At 66.0% G+C, this 14,644-nt stretch carries 15 protein-coding genes; 7 read left to right on the plus strand and 8 right to left on the minus strand.

Going from position 1 to position 14,644, the window contains the following annotated elements:
• Positions 1-16: 16 nt before the first annotated feature.
• The 7 genes from ACFOPI_RS15480 to nagZ are packed head-to-tail and all read left to right on the plus strand — an operon-like array spanning position 17 to position 5,242.
• Positions 17-364 carry a DUF4845 domain-containing protein gene (locus ACFOPI_RS15480; RefSeq protein WP_382175532.1) on the plus strand — a complete coding sequence of 116 codons (348 nt, stop codon included), beginning with the start codon at positions 17-19 and terminating at the stop codon, positions 362-364.
• 46 nt (positions 365-410) lie between these two features.
• Positions 411-1,103 (plus strand): ribonuclease III, encoded by a 693-nt coding sequence (rnc, locus tag ACFOPI_RS15485; protein WP_382175534.1) that lies wholly within the window; start codon positions 411-413, stop codon positions 1,101-1,103.
• Between the two features lie 39 nt (positions 1,104-1,142).
• Positions 1,143-2,174: a GTPase Era gene (era, locus tag ACFOPI_RS15490; protein ID WP_382175537.1), complete on the plus strand. Its 1,032-nt coding sequence runs from the start codon at positions 1,143-1,145 to the stop codon at positions 2,172-2,174.
• A 6-nt stretch (positions 2,175-2,180) separates the two neighbouring features.
• The gene (recO, locus tag ACFOPI_RS15495) at positions 2,181-2,981 is read left to right on the plus strand and encodes a DNA repair protein RecO (RefSeq protein WP_382175540.1); all 801 of its coding nucleotides are present in this window, start codon (positions 2,181-2,183) and stop codon (positions 2,979-2,981) included.
• A gap of 2 nt (positions 2,982-2,983) precedes the next feature.
• Complete coding sequence (locus tag ACFOPI_RS15500) at positions 2,984-3,760, plus strand: pyridoxine 5'-phosphate synthase (RefSeq protein WP_382175542.1); 777 nt, start codon at positions 2,984-2,986, stop codon at positions 3,758-3,760.
• Positions 3,757-4,149: a holo-ACP synthase gene (acpS, locus tag ACFOPI_RS15505; RefSeq protein ID WP_382175544.1), complete on the plus strand. Its 393-nt coding sequence runs from the start codon at positions 3,757-3,759 to the stop codon at positions 4,147-4,149. Before ACFOPI_RS15500 ends, acpS begins: the two co-directional genes overlap by 4 nt.
• 1 nt (position 4,150) lies before the next feature.
• Positions 4,151-5,242, plus strand: coding sequence for a beta-N-acetylhexosaminidase (gene nagZ / locus ACFOPI_RS15510; RefSeq protein ID WP_382175547.1), 1,092 nt, complete (start codon positions 4,151-4,153; stop codon positions 5,240-5,242).
• Here the strand turns inward: nagZ and ACFOPI_RS15515 are convergent, their stop codons facing one another.
• The 8 genes from ACFOPI_RS15515 to asd all read right to left on the minus strand — a co-directional run bounded on the left by ACFOPI_RS15515 (position 5,243) and on the right by asd (position 14,513).
• Positions 5,243-5,902 carry an LON peptidase substrate-binding domain-containing protein gene (locus tag ACFOPI_RS15515; RefSeq protein ID WP_382175550.1) on the minus strand — a complete coding sequence of 220 codons (660 nt, stop codon included), beginning with the start codon at positions 5,900-5,902 and terminating at the stop codon, positions 5,243-5,245.
• On the minus strand, positions 5,899-6,777 hold the full coding sequence (gene accD / locus ACFOPI_RS15520; RefSeq protein WP_079365457.1) for an acetyl-CoA carboxylase, carboxyltransferase subunit beta: 879 nt from the start codon (positions 6,775-6,777) through the stop codon (positions 5,899-5,901). Before accD ends, ACFOPI_RS15515 begins: the two co-directional genes overlap by 4 nt.
• 52 nt (positions 6,778-6,829) lie before the next feature.
• Positions 6,830-7,639, minus strand: coding sequence for a tryptophan synthase subunit alpha (trpA, locus tag ACFOPI_RS15525; RefSeq protein WP_382175553.1), 810 nt, complete (start codon positions 7,637-7,639; stop codon positions 6,830-6,832).
• Complete coding sequence (trpB, locus tag ACFOPI_RS15530; RefSeq protein ID WP_382175556.1) at positions 7,636-8,928, minus strand: tryptophan synthase subunit beta; 1,293 nt, start codon at positions 8,926-8,928, stop codon at positions 7,636-7,638. The genes trpA and trpB overlap by 4 nt, the downstream gene beginning before the upstream one ends.
• Positions 8,929-8,970: 42 nt before the next feature.
• Positions 8,971-9,645 carry a phosphoribosylanthranilate isomerase gene (locus tag ACFOPI_RS15535; RefSeq protein WP_382175559.1) on the minus strand — a complete coding sequence of 225 codons (675 nt, stop codon included), beginning with the start codon at positions 9,643-9,645 and terminating at the stop codon, positions 8,971-8,973.
• A 6-nt stretch (positions 9,646-9,651) separates the two neighbouring features.
• Positions 9,652-10,425 (minus strand): tRNA pseudouridine(38-40) synthase TruA, encoded by a 774-nt coding sequence (gene truA / locus ACFOPI_RS15540; RefSeq protein WP_382175562.1) that lies wholly within the window; start codon positions 10,423-10,425, stop codon positions 9,652-9,654.
• Between the two features lie 71 nt (positions 10,426-10,496).
• Positions 10,497-13,067 (minus strand): FimV/HubP family polar landmark protein, encoded by a 2,571-nt coding sequence (locus ACFOPI_RS15545; RefSeq protein ID WP_382175564.1) that lies wholly within the window; start codon positions 13,065-13,067, stop codon positions 10,497-10,499.
• A 315-nt stretch (positions 13,068-13,382) separates the two neighbouring features.
• Positions 13,383-14,513, minus strand: coding sequence for an aspartate-semialdehyde dehydrogenase (gene asd / locus ACFOPI_RS15550; RefSeq protein WP_382175567.1), 1,131 nt, complete (start codon positions 14,511-14,513; stop codon positions 13,383-13,385).
• Between the last annotated feature and the right edge of the window lie 131 nt (positions 14,514-14,644).

Here is a 14,644-nt window from a genome sequence, read left to right on the forward strand (position 1 = left end):
TACTGGAGGTGGGGTGATGAAGCAGAGACAGCGGCAACGCGGCCTGACGTTTTTTGGGTTGTTGTTCGTGGGCATTTTGCTGGCCTTCGCTGGTGTGGTGGTCGCCCAGGTGGTGCCGACCTACATCGAATACCTGGCGGTGCAAAAGGCAGTGAAGAAGGCGGCAGACGGATCGACCGTTGCCGAGGTTCGTTCCCTGTTTGACAAGGCGGCCCAGATCGATGACATCACCACCATTTCGGGCAAGGACCTGGAGATCGGAAAGCAGGGCGACAAGGTGGTGGTGTCGTTCGACTACGTTCGTGAAATTCCGCTGGCTGGACCCGCCTACCTGGTGATGAAGTACAGCGGCTCCTCACAATGAGACTGGATGGCAGTCCGGCTGGGGGCACACCCCTTTGAGCCAGGAATTGACGGCACTGCAAAAGCGCCTGGGACATGTTTTTTCCAGTCCGCGCCTGCTTGAACGTGCGCTGACACACCGCAGCTTTTCGGCGGACCACAACGAGCGGCTGGAGTTCCTGGGCGACTCGGTGCTGAGTCTGGCGGTGTCCGGGCTGTTGTTCGAGAAGCTCAGCCAGTTGCCCGAAGGCGATCTGTCACGCGTCCGGGCCAATCTGGTCAAGCAGGACACGCTGCACCAGATCGCGACACGCCTGGGCCTTTCGCCCTGCTTGCGGCTGGGGGATGGCGAGAAGCGGTCCGGCGGACACAAGCGGCCTTCCATCCTCGCTGACGCGCTGGAGGCCTTGATCGGGGCGGTGTATCTGGACGCTGGTTTCGAGACGGCGTCCCTGCTGGTGCGGCGCCTGTATGGTGATATCGAGCTCAGCGCCCAGATGGGAGCCATGGGCAAGGATCCCAAAACCGATCTGCAGGAGTGGTTGCAGGCGCGCAAGATGCAACTGCCGCAGTACCGTGTGGTGGCCACCCTGGGCGAGGCGCATCGACAGACCTTCGACGTCGAGTGCACGGTGGCGGAGGCCGGTCGCAGCGAGCGCGGCATCGGCGCGTCGCGCCGGGCCGGAGAGCAGGCGGCAGCGGCTGCGATGCTGACGTTTTTGCGGGACGCCGAACCCGCACCCACCAAGGCGGGCGGCTGACGATCTCGGCGCTTGGCCGGTTTCTGTCCGGATGCATTCATGAGCAAATCCTCCCGTCCTCCCACCGGCGCCCCTGCGGCTCCTGTTCCCGCCGACGCGTCGCTTGAGGCCATGTTGGCCAAGGCATTGCGCAAGACGCCTGCAGAGGCCGTCGCTGACTCATCGCAAGAGCCTGAAGCCGTGGAGCCGGAACAGCAGCACTGCGGCTATGTGGCCATCGTCGGCAAGCCCAATGTGGGCAAGTCCACGCTGCTCAATGCGTTGGTGGGGCAGAAGATCAGCATCACCTCGCGCAAGGCGCAGACCACGCGCCACCGCATCACGGGTTACCGCACCGTGGGCCCTAACCAGTTCGTGTTTGTCGACACACCCGGCTTCCAGACGCGGCACGGCAATGCGCTGAACCGCGCGCTCAACAAGACTGTGCTTGGCGCGGTGAGCGATGTCGACCTGATCCTGTTTGTTGTCGAGGCTGGGCACTTCCATCCGGCGGACGCCAAGGTGATGGAGCTGCTGCCCTCGAACGTGCCCGTGGTGTTGCTGGCCAACAAGTTCGATCTGGTGCACCGGCGGGGCGAGTTGGCCCCCTGGCTCAAGTCCATGCAGGAGAAACACCCGTTCGCTGAGTTCGTGCCGATGTCGGCCAAGAACGCCCGTGACATTGAGCGCCTGTTCGCGATCTGCGCCAAGTACCTGCCGCAACAGGCCTGGATGCACGATCCCGAGGAGCTGACCGACCGCAGCGAGCGGTTCATGGCCGCAGAGATGGTGCGTGAGAAGCTGTTCCGCCTCACTGGTGACGAACTGCCCTACACGTCGACGGTGGTGATCGACAAGTTCGAGGAAGAGGGTGGGCTCAAGCGCATCGCGGCCACCATCGTGGTCGAGCGCGAGGGGCACAAGGGCATGGTCATCGGCGAGAAGGGCGAGAAGCTCAAGCGCATCGGCACCGAGGCCCGCCAGGAACTCGAAAAGATCTGGGACTGCAAGGTGTTCCTGGAACTGTGGGTCAAGGTGCGTTCCGGCTGGGCCGACGACGACGCACGCGTCCGGTCGTTCGGTTACGAGTGACGGGTCATGGCCACGCGCCGGACTTCTGAAGAACCCGCATTCGTCCTGCACCGCTACGACTGGAGCGAGTCCAGTCTCATCCTGGAAGTCTTCACCCGCCACCACGGGCGCATCGCCCTGGTGGCCAAGGGCGTCAAGAAGCCGACCTCGCAGTTCCGTCCTGTGCTGCTGCCGCTGCAGCCGCTGCTGCTGAGCTGGGGTGGCGACGCCGAGGTGCGCACGCTCAAGGCGGCGCAGTGGCAGGGCGGGCACGTCATGCCCACCGGCGATGCGCTGCTTTCGGGCAGCTACCTCAACGAGCTGCTGATGCGCCTGCTGGCGCGCGACGACCCGCACCCCGGTCTGTTTGACCATTACGCGCTTGCGGTGCAACTGCTGGCCGAGCGGTCCGATGCGCAGCAGCTGATCTTGCGGGCGTTTGAGCTGCTGCTGTTGCGAGACACCGGGCTGCTGCCCGATCTGTCCTGCGAAGGCAGCACGCTGGCGCCTCTGCAGGAGGGAACTTCCTATGTGCTGGGCGCCGAGTCCGGGCTGCGTGTGGCGCACGGCGACGATGTCCACTCGCTCGAAGCCAGCCAGTGGCGTTTGCTGCAGACCGCACTGGACGACCGCGACCCGCTCATCGCCAGCCTGCGCGCCTGCGCCGGCTGCCAGCAGAGCCTGCAGCCTCAGTTGCGTGCTCTGCTGCACTACCATAGCGGCGTCCGGGTGTTCCGGACCCGCCAGCTCTTGCTGGACCTGCAGTCGCTGGTCCGGCCGAAAGCGGTGGCTGATCCGGGTGCTTCTTCCGGTCCCACATCCTCCTGACCATGGCCCACGCTGCTCACCACCCGACCGCGCTGTCGGTCAATCTCAACAAGGTTGCGCTGGTGCGCAACACGCGCCACTTGGGCATTCCGTCCGTCACCCGCGCTGCGACCCTGTGCCTCGAAGCCGGGGCGCGGGGCATCACGGTGCACCCTCGGCCGGACGAGCGCCACATCCGACGCCACGACGTGTTCGAACTCGCCGAGCTGATGCAGGCCTGGCCGGACCGCGAATACAACATCGAAGGCAATCCGTTCCACAACCTCATGGATATCGCGCGCGAGGTCCGGGCGCGCGGCCTGCCGCTGCACCAGCTGACCTTCGTGCCCGACAGTGAAGGCCAGTTCACCAGCGACCACGGCTGGAGCTTCCCGCAGGACGCCGAGCGGCTGCGGCCGGTGATCGCGCAGGCGCAGGCACTGGGCGCGCGCGTGAGCCTGTTCATGGACCCGGAGCCCGTACAGATGGCGGCGGCACGGGCCGTGGGGGCCGACCGGGTGGAGCTCTACACCGAGCCCTATGCCGCCGCCTGGCACACGCCCGACTGTGCACATCAGCTGGAGCGCTACCGCGCCGCCGCGCAGGCGGCGCTGGAAGCGGGGCTGGGTGTGAACGCGGGCCACGACCTCAACCGCGAGAACCTCACCGAGTTTCTGCGCACCGTGCCCGGCGTGAGCGAGGTGTCGATCGGCCACGCGCTGATCGCTGATGCGCTGGAGCTGGGTTACGCCGCCACCGTGACCGACTACAACCACCGCATCGCCGAAGCGTTCCGATGATCTTCGGCATCGGCACCGACGTCTGCGACATCCGGCGCATCGAAGCCACCTTCGAACGCCAGGGCGAGCGCTTTGTGCAGAAGGTGCTGGGTGAGCAGGAACTGGCCATCTGGCAGCGCCGCAGCGAACGCTGGCCCGGGCGCGGGCTGCGCTACATGGCGACGCGGTTTTCCGCCAAGGAAGCTTTCTCCAAGGCCATCGGCCTGGGCATGCGCATGCCCATGACCTGGCGGGCCTGCGAAATCCTCAACCAGCCCAGCGGCCAGCCGGTGATCGTGCTGCATGGCGCACTGAAAACCTGGTTCGAGGCCCAGGGCCTGCGCGCCCATGTGACTGTGACCGACGAGACCGACTACGCCGCGAGCTTCGTGGTGGTGGAGAGAGACTGACATGCACACACACGCCCCGTTGATCATCGACGTGGCCGGCGTCGAGCTGACCGACACCGACCGCCAGCGCCTGGCCCATCCCCTGGTCGGTGGCCTCATCCTGTTTGGTCGCAACTGGCGCAACCGGGAGCAGCTGACAGCGCTTTGTGCCCAGGTCAAGGCGGTGCGACAGGAGCTGCTGATCGCGGTCGACCACGAGGGTGGCCGCGTGCAGCGTTTCCGTACCGACGGATTCACCCACCTGCCACCCATGGCTGCCTTCGGACAGCTGTGGCTCTCGGCCCCGACGCGGGGCGAAGGCGAGGGTGGTCCTGCGATGCGGGCGACCAACGCGGCCACCGCCGCCGGTTACGTGCTCGGCGCCGAACTGCGCGCCTGCGGTGTCGACCTGAGCTTCACGCCGGTGCTCGATCTGGACTACGGCGAAAGCTCCGTGATCGGCGACCGCTCGTTCGGCCGCGACCCCCGCATGGTGGCGGTGCTGGCACAGGCGCTGATGCACGGCCTGCGCACCAGTGGCATGGGCAACTGCGGCAAACACTTCCCGGGTCATGGCTTTGTGAAAGCCGATTCGCACCTGGTCATTCCCGTCGACCGGCGCAGCCTCAAGGCCATCCTGGCCGACGATGCGGCGCCCTACGGCTGGCTCTCGGCCAGCCTGGACGCTGTGATGCCCGCGCATGTGATCTACCCGAAGGTGGACAGCCGGCCTGCGGGCTTTTCGGCTCGCTGGCTGCAGGAGGTGCTGCGGCATCATTTGGGGTTCACCGGTGCGATCTTCAGCGACGACCTGAGCATGGAGGCCGCGCGCCACATCGACGGGCGGGGTGTGAGCTTCACCGAGGCGGCGCTGGCGGCGCTCGGCGCCGGGGGCGACATGGTGTTGCTGTGCAACCAGAGCGTGGTGGACGGCGGTGCGCCGATCGACGAGGCGATCGAATCCTTGTCCAAGGCGCTGGTGCAAGGCGACTGGGCGCCCAACCCCGCCAGCGAGGAGCGGCGGCAGGCACTGCTGCCGCAGGGCCAGGCCATGGATTGGGACAGCCTGATGGTCAGCGCGCGCTACATGCACGCGCTCAGCATGTTGCCCTGACTACCGCTCAACCCCCAGCTTGTCGAGCAGGTCGGAGACCAGCTCCAGTCGCAGCATCGGGTTGTCCAATGCCATCAGCCGCTGCTTCAGGTCGGCCGGCGCCGGCAGCAGCTCAATCCAGCGGTTGGCGACCCAGCCGCTGTCGTCCCACTGGTAGGGCGGCTGCAACGGCAGTTCGTTCATCGATCCGGGTTCGCGCTCGCGCAGATTGGCCAGCACGCGCTGCAGCGCGTCGCGCGTGCTGCGCAGGTGTTCCGGCACCGCCACGACACGCTCGGGCTCGTCCAGCCTCACATCGGCCACCCACAGCCCATGGGGCAGGCGGCGGCTGGCGGTGATGTGAAAGCGCTGCTGGCCGCGGCAGTGGATGAGCATCAGGCCTGCCTGTGGGTGCTCAACCTGCTCGATGCGCGCGATGGTACCGACCTGGTGAAACGCCTCGTGCGCAAAGCCGTCGGGGGAGGTCGGGTCGGCGCGCCGCACCTCGCTGCCTTCGCTGAGGCACACCACGCCGAAGGGGGCGCCTGCCGCGTGGCAGCGTTTGATCATGTCCAGGTAGCGCACCTCGAAGATGCGCAGCGGCATCCAGCCGCCGGGAAAAAGAACGGTCTGCAGCGGAAACAGCGGCAGCTGGCTCAGCGTCAGCGGCGCTTCGCTCAATCCGGCACCACCGCGTCGGCGCTCTGACGCTGCAGCATGGCCAGGGTGCTGGCCACGGTCCGGCGCAGCTCGCGGCGGTCGCAGATGAAGTCCACCGCGCCCTTGGTCTGAAGGAACTCGGCGCGCTGGAAGCCTTCTGGCAGCTTCACGCGCACGGTGTTCTCGATCACGCGCGGGCCGGCGAAACCGATCAGGGCCTTGGGCTCGGCGATCACCACGTCGCCCACAAAGGCGAAGCCGGCGGACACGCCGCCCATGGTCGGGTCGGTCAACACGCTGATGTAAGGCAGGTTCTTCTTGGCCAGGCGGGTCAGCGCCGCATTGGTCTTGGCCATCTGCATCAACGACAGCAGGCCTTCCTGCATGCGTGCGCCGCCGGTGGCAGTGAAGCAGACAAAGGGTACCTTCTGGGCAATGGCTTCCTCGACACCGCGCACAAAGCGCTCACCGACGACGGAGCCCATGGAGCCGCCCATGAAATCGAACTCGAAGCAGGCCACCACCAGGCTGATGCCCTGCACCGCGCCACCCATGACGATGAGTGCGTCGGTTTCGCCCGTGGTTTCCAGGGCTTCCTTCAGGCGCTCGGGGTACTTGCGGCTGTCCTTGAACTTCAGCGCGTCGACCGGCAGCACCTCCTGCGCCAGCTCATACCGGCCCTCGGCGTCGAGAAAGGCGTTCAGGCGTGCGCGGGCACCGATGCGGTGATGGTGGCTGCAGTGCGGGCAGACGTTCTGGTTCTTCTCGAGATCCGTCTTGTAGAGCACGGCCTCGCAGCTGGGGCACTTGATCCACAGACCCTCGGGCACGCTGCGGCGCTCGGCCGGGTCGGTGTGCGTGATCTTGGGCGGCAGCAGTTTTTCAAGCCAGGACATCGGAAACTCCTAACGATGGGCCGGACTCTGGGGCCGGCTTAAAGATGGCGGATTATGCGTCCAGCGCTTTCCGGATGGTGCGCATGAAGTGGGCCGCCACCGGCACCACCTTCTCGAACGGTTCATCCTCGATCAGCTGGATGATCTTGCTGCCGATCACCACCGCATCAGCGGTCTTGCCGATGGCCTTGGCGGTCTCGGCGTCGCGGATACCGAAGCCCACACCCACGGGAATGCTCACATGCGCGCGGATGCGCGGCAGCATGGCCTCGACTTGGCCCACGTCCAGCGTGCCGGCGCCGGTCACACCCTTGAGCGAGACGTAGTAGACATAGCCGCTGGCCACGCGCGCCACCTGCGCCATGCGCTCGTCGGTGGACGTCGGTGCGAGCAGAAAGATCAGGTCCATGTTCGCGGCGCGCAGCGCGGCGGCGAACTCTTCGCACTCCTCGGGCGGGTAGTCCACCACCAGCACGCCATCCACCCCAGCGGCCGAAGCTTCGCGCACAAAGGCGCCCACGCCGTGCTTCTGGTCGTAGCGTTCGATCGGGTTGGCGTAGCCCATCAGCACCACCGGCGTGGCGTCGTTCTCCTTGCGGAATTCGCGCACCATGGCGATCACTTGCGCCAGGCCGATGCCCAGCGACAGCGCGCGGTCGCCGGCTTTCTGGATCACCGGGCCGTCGGCGGACGGGTCGGAGAACGGAACGCCCAGTTCGATGATGTCGGCACCGCCCTCGACCATGCCGTGCATGAGCTTGGGCGTGATGTCGGCGTAGGGGAAGCCGGCGGTGACGAAGGGAATCAGGGCCTTGCGGTTCTGCGCCTTCAGCGCACTCAGGGTCTTTTCGATGCGGCTCATTTGGCAACCTTCACAACGGATTCGACGCCGCCCTTGACGGACTGGCCGCGGCAGCTGGGGCGGCAGTAGAAGTCGGCGTTCGACAGGTCGGCCACGGTGCCGATGTCCTTGTCGCCGCGGCCGGAGAGGTTGACCAGCACCGACTGCGTGGGCTTCATCGTCTTGGCGAGCTTCATGGCGTAGGCCACGGCGTGGCTGGATTCGAGCGCCGGGATGATGCCCTCGGTGCGGCAGAGGTAGTGGAAGGCTTCCAGAGCCTCCTTGTCGGTGATGCCGACGTACTCGGCGCGTCCGATGTCCTTCAGAAACGCGTGTTCGGGGCCGACGCCGGGGTAGTCCAGGCCGGCGCTGACGCTGTGCGTCTCGGTGACCTGGCCGTTGTCGTCCTGCAGCACGTAGGTGCGGTTGCCGTGCAGCACGCCAGGGCTGCCCTTCTGCAGGGAAGCTGAATGCTTGCCGCTGTCCAGGCCTTCGCCGGCGGCCTCCACGCCGATCAGGCGCGTGCCGGCGTGGTCGATGTAGGGGTGGAAAATGCCCATGGCATTGCTGCCGCCACCCACGCAGGCGACCACGGCGTCGGGCTGCTCGCTTTCGCAACCCGCTTCTTTCAGCATCTGCGGCATCTGCACCAGGCACTCGTTGCCGATCACGCTCTGGAAGTCGCGCACCATCATCGGGTAAGGGTGTGGGCCCGCCACGGTGCCGATGATGTAGAAGGTGTTGTCCACGTTGGCGACCCAGTCGCGCATGGCTTCGTTGAGCGCGTCCTTGAGCGTCTTGCTGCCCGATTCCACAGGCACGACGGTTGCGCCCAGCAGTTTCATGCGGTAGACGTTGGGGCTCTGGCGCTTGACGTCTTCGCTGCCCATGTAGACCACGCATTCCAGGCCGTAGCGGGCGCAGATGGTGGCGGTGGCCACGCCGTGTTGTCCGGCGCCGGTCTCGGCGATCACGCGCGGCTTGCCCATGCGCTTGGCGAGCATGGCCTGGCCGATCACGTTGTTGATCTTGTGCGCGCCGGTGTGGTTGAGGTCTTCGCGCTTGAGGAAGATCTGCGCGCCGCCGACCTCGCGGCTCATGCGCTCAGCGTGGTAGACCGGGCTGGGCCGGCCGACGAAGTGGGCCAGTTCCTTGCGGAATTCCGCCAAGAACTCGGGGTCGTGCTGGTACTTCGCGTAGGCGGCTTTCAGCTCGTTGATGGCGTGGGTAAGCGTCTCGCTCACGAAGCTGCCACCGTAGATGCCGAAGTGGCCGCGGGCGTCGGGTTGCTGGTAGGTGCTGGTGTCCATGTGGGGTGTCTCGTTGCTGGGCCCGAGCCACCCGAAGACGGGTCAGCTGGGGCGGGAGGTCTGTGCATCGGCCGCGCTCACGGCGGCCACGAAGGCGAGCATCTTGTCGGGGTCTTTGATGCCTTTCGACACCTCGACGCCGGAGCTCACGTCAACGGCCCAGGGCCGCACGAGGCGAATGCCATCGGTCACGTTTGCAGGCGTGAGTCCACCAGACAAAACGAGGCGAGAGCTGGCGTTTAGTTGCGGATGTGACCAAGGGAACGCATTCCAGTCGAAGGATTGACCACCACCACCGTAGCCCTCTACATGAGCGTCGAGCAGGATGGCCTGCGCGGCGGTGAAGTCGGACGCGTATTTTAGAAGATCGAAGCCCGCGCCGGCTGGCCCAGGGGGAATGCGCGCAGCGCGGACGAACGGGCGCCCGCCGGCGGCGCAGTCGGCAGGCGTCTCGTCGCCGTGGAATTGCAAAAGGGCGTTGGGCACCGCTGCCACGCCCTGGACGATGAACTCGGGGCTGGCATTGACGAACAGCAGCACCGGCGTGACGAAGGGGGGCAGTCGGCGTGCCAGTTCGCCGGCTCGTTCCGGGCTGACGAAGCGCGGACTCTGCGGGTAGAGCACGAAGCCGATGGCGTCGGCGCCAGCCCGAACAGCCGCGTCCACGTCACCTTCACGCGTGAGGCCACAGATCTTGATGCGGGTGCGGTGGGGCATGGAAGTTCAGGGCAACCAGTCGAAGGCCGGTGTACGGTCCGGGATGTTCCAAGACGAATCGTAGACCGGCCCGAGAAAGTACAGCCCGTCGGGGGCGAATGTCGGTGCTGCGACATCACGGCTTTTCGCGGCCAGCACCTCGGCCATCCACAACGGCGGGCGGTTGCCGGTGCCCACGGCAATCAGACAACCCATGATGTTGCGGATCATGTGATGCAGGAAGGCCGAGGCCTCGAACTCGAAGCGCCAGTAGGCACCCCGTCGGTCGATGGTGATGCGCCGCATGTCCTTGACCGGGCTGTGGGCCTGGCAGGAGGAGGCTCGGAACGAGGTGAAGTCGTGTTCGCCGACCAGGTGGTGCGCGGCGGCCTGCATGGTGGCCAGGTCCAGCGGCCGGAACACCCAGCCCACCTGTCCATGGTCCACGCTGGGGCGTACGGGCGATTCAAGCAGCACATAGGCGTAGCGACGGCCTATGGCACTGGCGCGGGCGTGGAAGCCTGGTGGAACAGTCCGGGCCCACTGCACGGCGATGTCCGGCGGAAGGAAGCTGTTGGTACCGCGCACCCAGGCGTTCTCGGGCCGCGCCAGCGGGCTGTCGAAATGCACCACCTGGTTCAGGCCGTGCACGCCCGCGTCCGTGCGCCCGGCGCACAGGGTGTTCACACCAGGCAGGTCCAGAAAGCGGGCCAGGGCCTTTTCGAGCTTGTCCTGAACCGTTTGGCCGCTGGGCTGGCTCTGCCAGCCGTCATAGGCACGGCCGTTGTAAGAGACGCCCAATGCGATGCGCCCACCAGCCGGCAGCGGGGCCGGTGTGGGCGCGTCGGTTACGAGGGCAGAGGGGGCGAGGATCAGGAGAGGTCTGCCAGGAAAGCGCTGGCCTTGGTCTTGAGGGAGCCCGAAGCTTCTGCCAGCACCTCTTCGGCCAGGGAGCGTGCACCTTCCAGATCGCCGATGGCACGGAATTCCTCTGCCAGCGAGAGCTTGGTCTCCAGCGGGCTCTCCGCACCCAGCTCGTTGCCTGCCAGCGCATCGCCCGCTTCGGGTTTGCCATTGAGGTCGAGGCTCAGGTCGCCCAGATCAAAGGACATCAGTTCCGGAGAGGCTGGTGCCGCCGGGGGCGCACTCGCTGGCGCCGCAATGTCGAAATCGGGCAGGACTTCCGCATCGTCGAAGGTGGGCTGTGCTGCCGCAGGCGTCGAGGTCAGCGGCATGGGGTCCGACGGGAAGTCGAGATCGAAATCCATGGGCCGTGATGCCGGATCGGCCAGCTTGGCGGGTTCAGAGGTCAAGGCGTCGGTCTGGGACAGATCGTCCATCGCCGACACCGGAGAGTCGGCCTTGCCGTTGGCGGCAGCCAGCGGCGAGCGCGAGGACACTTCCATGAAGTCCAGATCGAGATCCAGGTCGCCCGCGTCTTCCGACTTGGCGTTGTCTCCCAGCGTGCTGCTGCCAAATGGGATGGTGGCACCGGTGGCCATCGGCATGGCCGCGCCGGGCTTGACAGCAGGGCTGCCTCCGGGTTGGTACAGCGGGTTGGAGGGATCCAGTTCCTTGCCCAGCTCGCAGGCATGCTCCCACTCCGGCCCCTGGCCTTGCGTGAGTGCATAGGCTTCCGTGGCGACCACTTCGAAAGCCTTCGAGTCACGGCGCTTGGCGTAGATCTCGAGCAGCTTGTTGTGAATGGCGACCCTGGTGGGGGCGCTGCGCATGGCTTCCTTGAGGATTTCCTCGGCCTGCAAATCTCTTCCGTAAGCGAGGTAGACATCGGCTTCCGCCACAGGGTCTACATCACCAGCGGCGTCCAGCTGACTGGGCGAATACACCATCGAAGATCCGGACGCGGTGGCTTCGTTGGTGTCGATGCGCTGCCCCCCGCTGGAGCCGAAGAACGAGTCGGGCTGCAGGCGGCTCTCCAGGAAGGAGCTATCAACGCTGTTGCCCTTCTTCTTCTGGCGCGTGCGGTAGAACGCAAAGCCACCCAGCAGTGCCAGCAGGGCGGCTGCCCCCGGCAACACCATGGGGTTCTCCATCAACTGGTCGACAAACGAAGCCTCCTCGACGGGCACAGGAGCAGGCGCCGGGCGTGGCTTCGGTGCTGGGGCAGGTGCCGGAGCAGGTGGCTCCGCTGCAGCGGGTGCTGCAGGCGCCGGGGCTGGCGGTGCAGGTTCTGCTGCGGGTGGCGGGGTTGCTGGAGCCGCTGCTGCAGGTGCGGCCGGCGCAGCGGCGGCAGGAGCAGGAGCAGGAGCAGGAGCAGGAGCAGGAGCAGCGGTTGGTGCACCCACCGGCAATGATGGTGCCGGGGTGCTGGCCGCGGGCTTGGTTGCAGGAGCCGCAGGCGCACCCGATGCGGCGGCCGGTCCCAGCTTGGACAGCTCGTCGATGTTGCGAGAAAGTTCTGCCACACGGGTCGACGCTTCCTTGGCCTGGCGCTCCTGAGCGATCTTGTCTTCCTTGGCGCCCTGGCCCGCAACCGCACCCTTGGACAGCGTCAGCTTGTCCTGGGCCGACTGGGCAGGCTTCTTGTCTTCGACTTCTGTTTGAACCTTGCCGGAAGCCTGGCGGTCGGCCGCGGCCACAGGGGCTTCGGGGACCGCACCCGCCAGCCGGCGACGGAACTCGTTGAAGTCGCGACTTTGGGCCGCCACGATGCGTTTGGCTTCTCCGGCAGAGACATCGATGGATGCCGCTTCGGTCGGCAGGTTCAGGATCGCGCCGGCCTTCATCCGGTTGACGTTGTTGCCGATGAACGCCTGCGGGTTGGCACGGAGCATGGCCACCAGCATCTGGTCCAGCGATGCATTGGCGGGCAGGTTGGCCGCTGCGATGCGGCCAGCCGTGTCGCCAGCCTTGGTCGTGACCTGCTTGGAGGGGCCGTCGGCGGAGGGGGCTGCTGCCGGCTTGGCCGCTGCAGGGGCTGCAGCAGCGGGCTTGTCTGTCTTGGGGGCTGTCACCACCGATGGGGCAGTTGCCCGGCTCTGGGCAGCGGGTGCCGCGGCGGCATTGCTGCGAGCCGCTGTTGCAGGCGCTGCAGCGGCAGCGTTGAGCGGTGCGGGCGCTGCAGCCGTGTTCTTGGGCGGATCCAGCAGCAGTGTGTACTCCCGCACCAGTCGGCCGGATGCCCAGTTGGCCTCCAGCACCATGTCCACGAAAGGTTCATTGACAGGGCGCGAGCCCACCACGCTCAGGTATGCACGGCCGTCAGCGCGGCGCTGCAGGGTGATTTGAAGTCCCGCGATGGCCGAACTGAGGTCCATGCCCGAGGATCTGAAGGTCTCCGGCGCAGCCAGACCGACGCGCAGACTGGCCGCCTCTTCCGGCGTGATTTCGAGCACATCCACCTCGGCCCGCAAAGGCTCGCCCAATGAGGACTGGACCGCCACGCGACCGAGCGCGAGAGCGAGCGCGTCATCGTGCTGCATGAGGCCGGCAGACAGCAGCGCAGCTGCTGCAACGGCATGTAACCGCGAAGTACCTCTGCGACCGATGCCCCCGAGGGTGGTCATGGTTCCGAGCAAGGGGGTATGGCGGGTGGATTTGGGCACTTGAACCTCGACGTAAAAAACCGAGAATTGACCTTAACATCAACGCATTACGGTGACAAGCTGAGAATCCGCTTGAGTTTCCGGGGTGGCCTTTGGTCGGCCCACGGGCGTTGTTCGCGTTGCGGCGTCACAACGACAAAGCCGGCGCAAAGGCCGGCTTATTTGTGATTGTAAGTAAGAAGTAGTGACGAATCAGGCGTCCAGCAGGATGCGCAGCATGCGGCGCAGCGGTTCGGCGGCGCCCCACAGCAGCTGGTCGCCGATGGTGAAGGCACCCACGTATTCCGGTCCCATGGCCAGCTTGCGGATGCGGCCGACCGGAATGGTCATGGTGCCGGTCACGGCCACGGGCGTCAGATCCTTGATGGTGGCTTCGCGGGTGTTTGGCACGACCTTGGCCCAAGGGTTGTCGGCGGCGATCATGGCCTCGATATCGGCCACCGGCACATCCTTCTTCAGCTTGAAGGTCAGCGCCTGGCTGTGGCAGCGCATGGCGCCCACGCGCACGCAGAAGCCGTCGACCGGGATCGGCGCCGAACCGAAGCCCTCGCCCAGACCCAGGATCTTGTTGGTCTCGGCCATGCCCTTCCACTCTTCCTTGGACATGCCGTTGCCCAGGTCCTTGTCGATCCAGGGGATCAGGCTGCCTCCCAGCGGCACGCCGAAGTTGGCCGTTTCGGCGCCCGTCAGGCTGCGCTGCTTGGCGATCACCTTGCGGTCGATTTCCAGGATGGCGCTCTTGGGGTCGTCCAGCAGGGCCTTCACTTCGGCGTTGAGCGTGCCGTACTGCGTCAGCAGTTCGCGCATGTGCTGGGCACCACCGCCCGAAGCGGCCTGGTAGGTCTGGGTGCTCATCCACTCGACGAGGCCGGCCTTGTACAGCGCGCCGACACCCATCAGCATGCAGGAAACGGTGCAGTTGCCGCCGATCCATTCCTTGCCGCCCTTGGCCAGGGCGTTCTTGATCACCGGCATGTTGACCGGGTCGAGGATGATGACGGCGTCTTTCTCCATGCGAAGGGCGGACGCGGCGTCGATCCAGTGGCCGTTCCAGCCGGCGGCGCGCAGCTTGGGATAGACCTCGTTGGTGTAGTCGCCGCCCTGGGCGGTGATGATGATCTCGCAGCGCTTGAGGGCGTCGATGTTGTTCGCGTCCTGCAGCGTGGTTTCGTTCTTCGCCATCGCGGGCGCCTTGCCGCCGGCGTTGGAGGTGGAGAAAAACATCGGCTCGATCAGGTCGAAATCTTTCTCTTCGACCATGCGATCCATCAACACCGAGCCGACCATGCCTCGCCAGCCGACCAGACCAACCAACTTGCTCATTTCAAACGCCCTTTCAAGTGAATAAACGGTTCCAGACCGGACCGACTTGCCCCGGCTCGTCTGGGCCGGGGAGGGCGCACGACGAACCAGGCTGGATCAGCCCTTAATGGTCGTGGTTTTGATGGAGATTG

This window comes from Hydrogenophaga luteola (assembly GCF_042648585.1).
Classification (GTDB): Bacteria; Pseudomonadota; Gammaproteobacteria; order Burkholderiales; family Burkholderiaceae_C; genus Hydrogenophaga; species Hydrogenophaga luteola.

What these genes read in the sequence shown, in the direction of transcription:
- trpB (WP_382175556.1), bottom strand. Translation starts at nt 8,928, where the DNA reads ATGGACACCAGCACCTACCAGCAACCCGACGCCCGCGGCCACTTCGGC.
- nagZ (WP_382175547.1), top strand. Translation starts at nt 4,151, where the DNA reads ATGCACACACACGCCCCGTTGATCATCGACGTGGCCGGCGTCGAGCTG.
- trpA (WP_382175553.1), bottom strand. Translation starts at nt 7,639, where the DNA reads ATGAGCCGCATCGAAAAGACCCTGAGTGCGCTGAAGGCGCAGAACCGC.
- acpS (WP_382175544.1), top strand. Translation starts at nt 3,757, where the DNA reads ATGATCTTCGGCATCGGCACCGACGTCTGCGACATCCGGCGCATCGAA.
- ACFOPI_RS15500 (WP_382175542.1), top strand. Translation starts at nt 2,984, where the DNA reads ATGGCCCACGCTGCTCACCACCCGACCGCGCTGTCGGTCAATCTCAAC.
- era (WP_382175537.1), top strand. Translation starts at nt 1,143, where the DNA reads ATGAGCAAATCCTCCCGTCCTCCCACCGGCGCCCCTGCGGCTCCTGTT.
- asd (WP_382175567.1), bottom strand. Translation starts at nt 14,513, where the DNA reads ATGAGCAAGTTGGTTGGTCTGGTCGGCTGGCGAGGCATGGTCGGCTCG.
- accD (WP_079365457.1), bottom strand. Translation starts at nt 6,777, where the DNA reads ATGTCCTGGCTTGAAAAACTGCTGCCGCCCAAGATCACGCACACCGAC.
- ACFOPI_RS15545 (WP_382175564.1), bottom strand. Translation starts at nt 13,067, where the DNA reads ATGCAGCACGATGACGCGCTCGCTCTCGCGCTCGGTCGCGTGGCGGTC.
- ACFOPI_RS15480 (WP_382175532.1), top strand. Translation starts at nt 17, where the DNA reads ATGAAGCAGAGACAGCGGCAACGCGGCCTGACGTTTTTTGGGTTGTTG.
- recO (WP_382175540.1), top strand. Translation starts at nt 2,181, where the DNA reads ATGGCCACGCGCCGGACTTCTGAAGAACCCGCATTCGTCCTGCACCGC.
- ACFOPI_RS15535 (WP_382175559.1), bottom strand. Translation starts at nt 9,645, where the DNA reads ATGCCCCACCGCACCCGCATCAAGATCTGTGGCCTCACGCGTGAAGGT.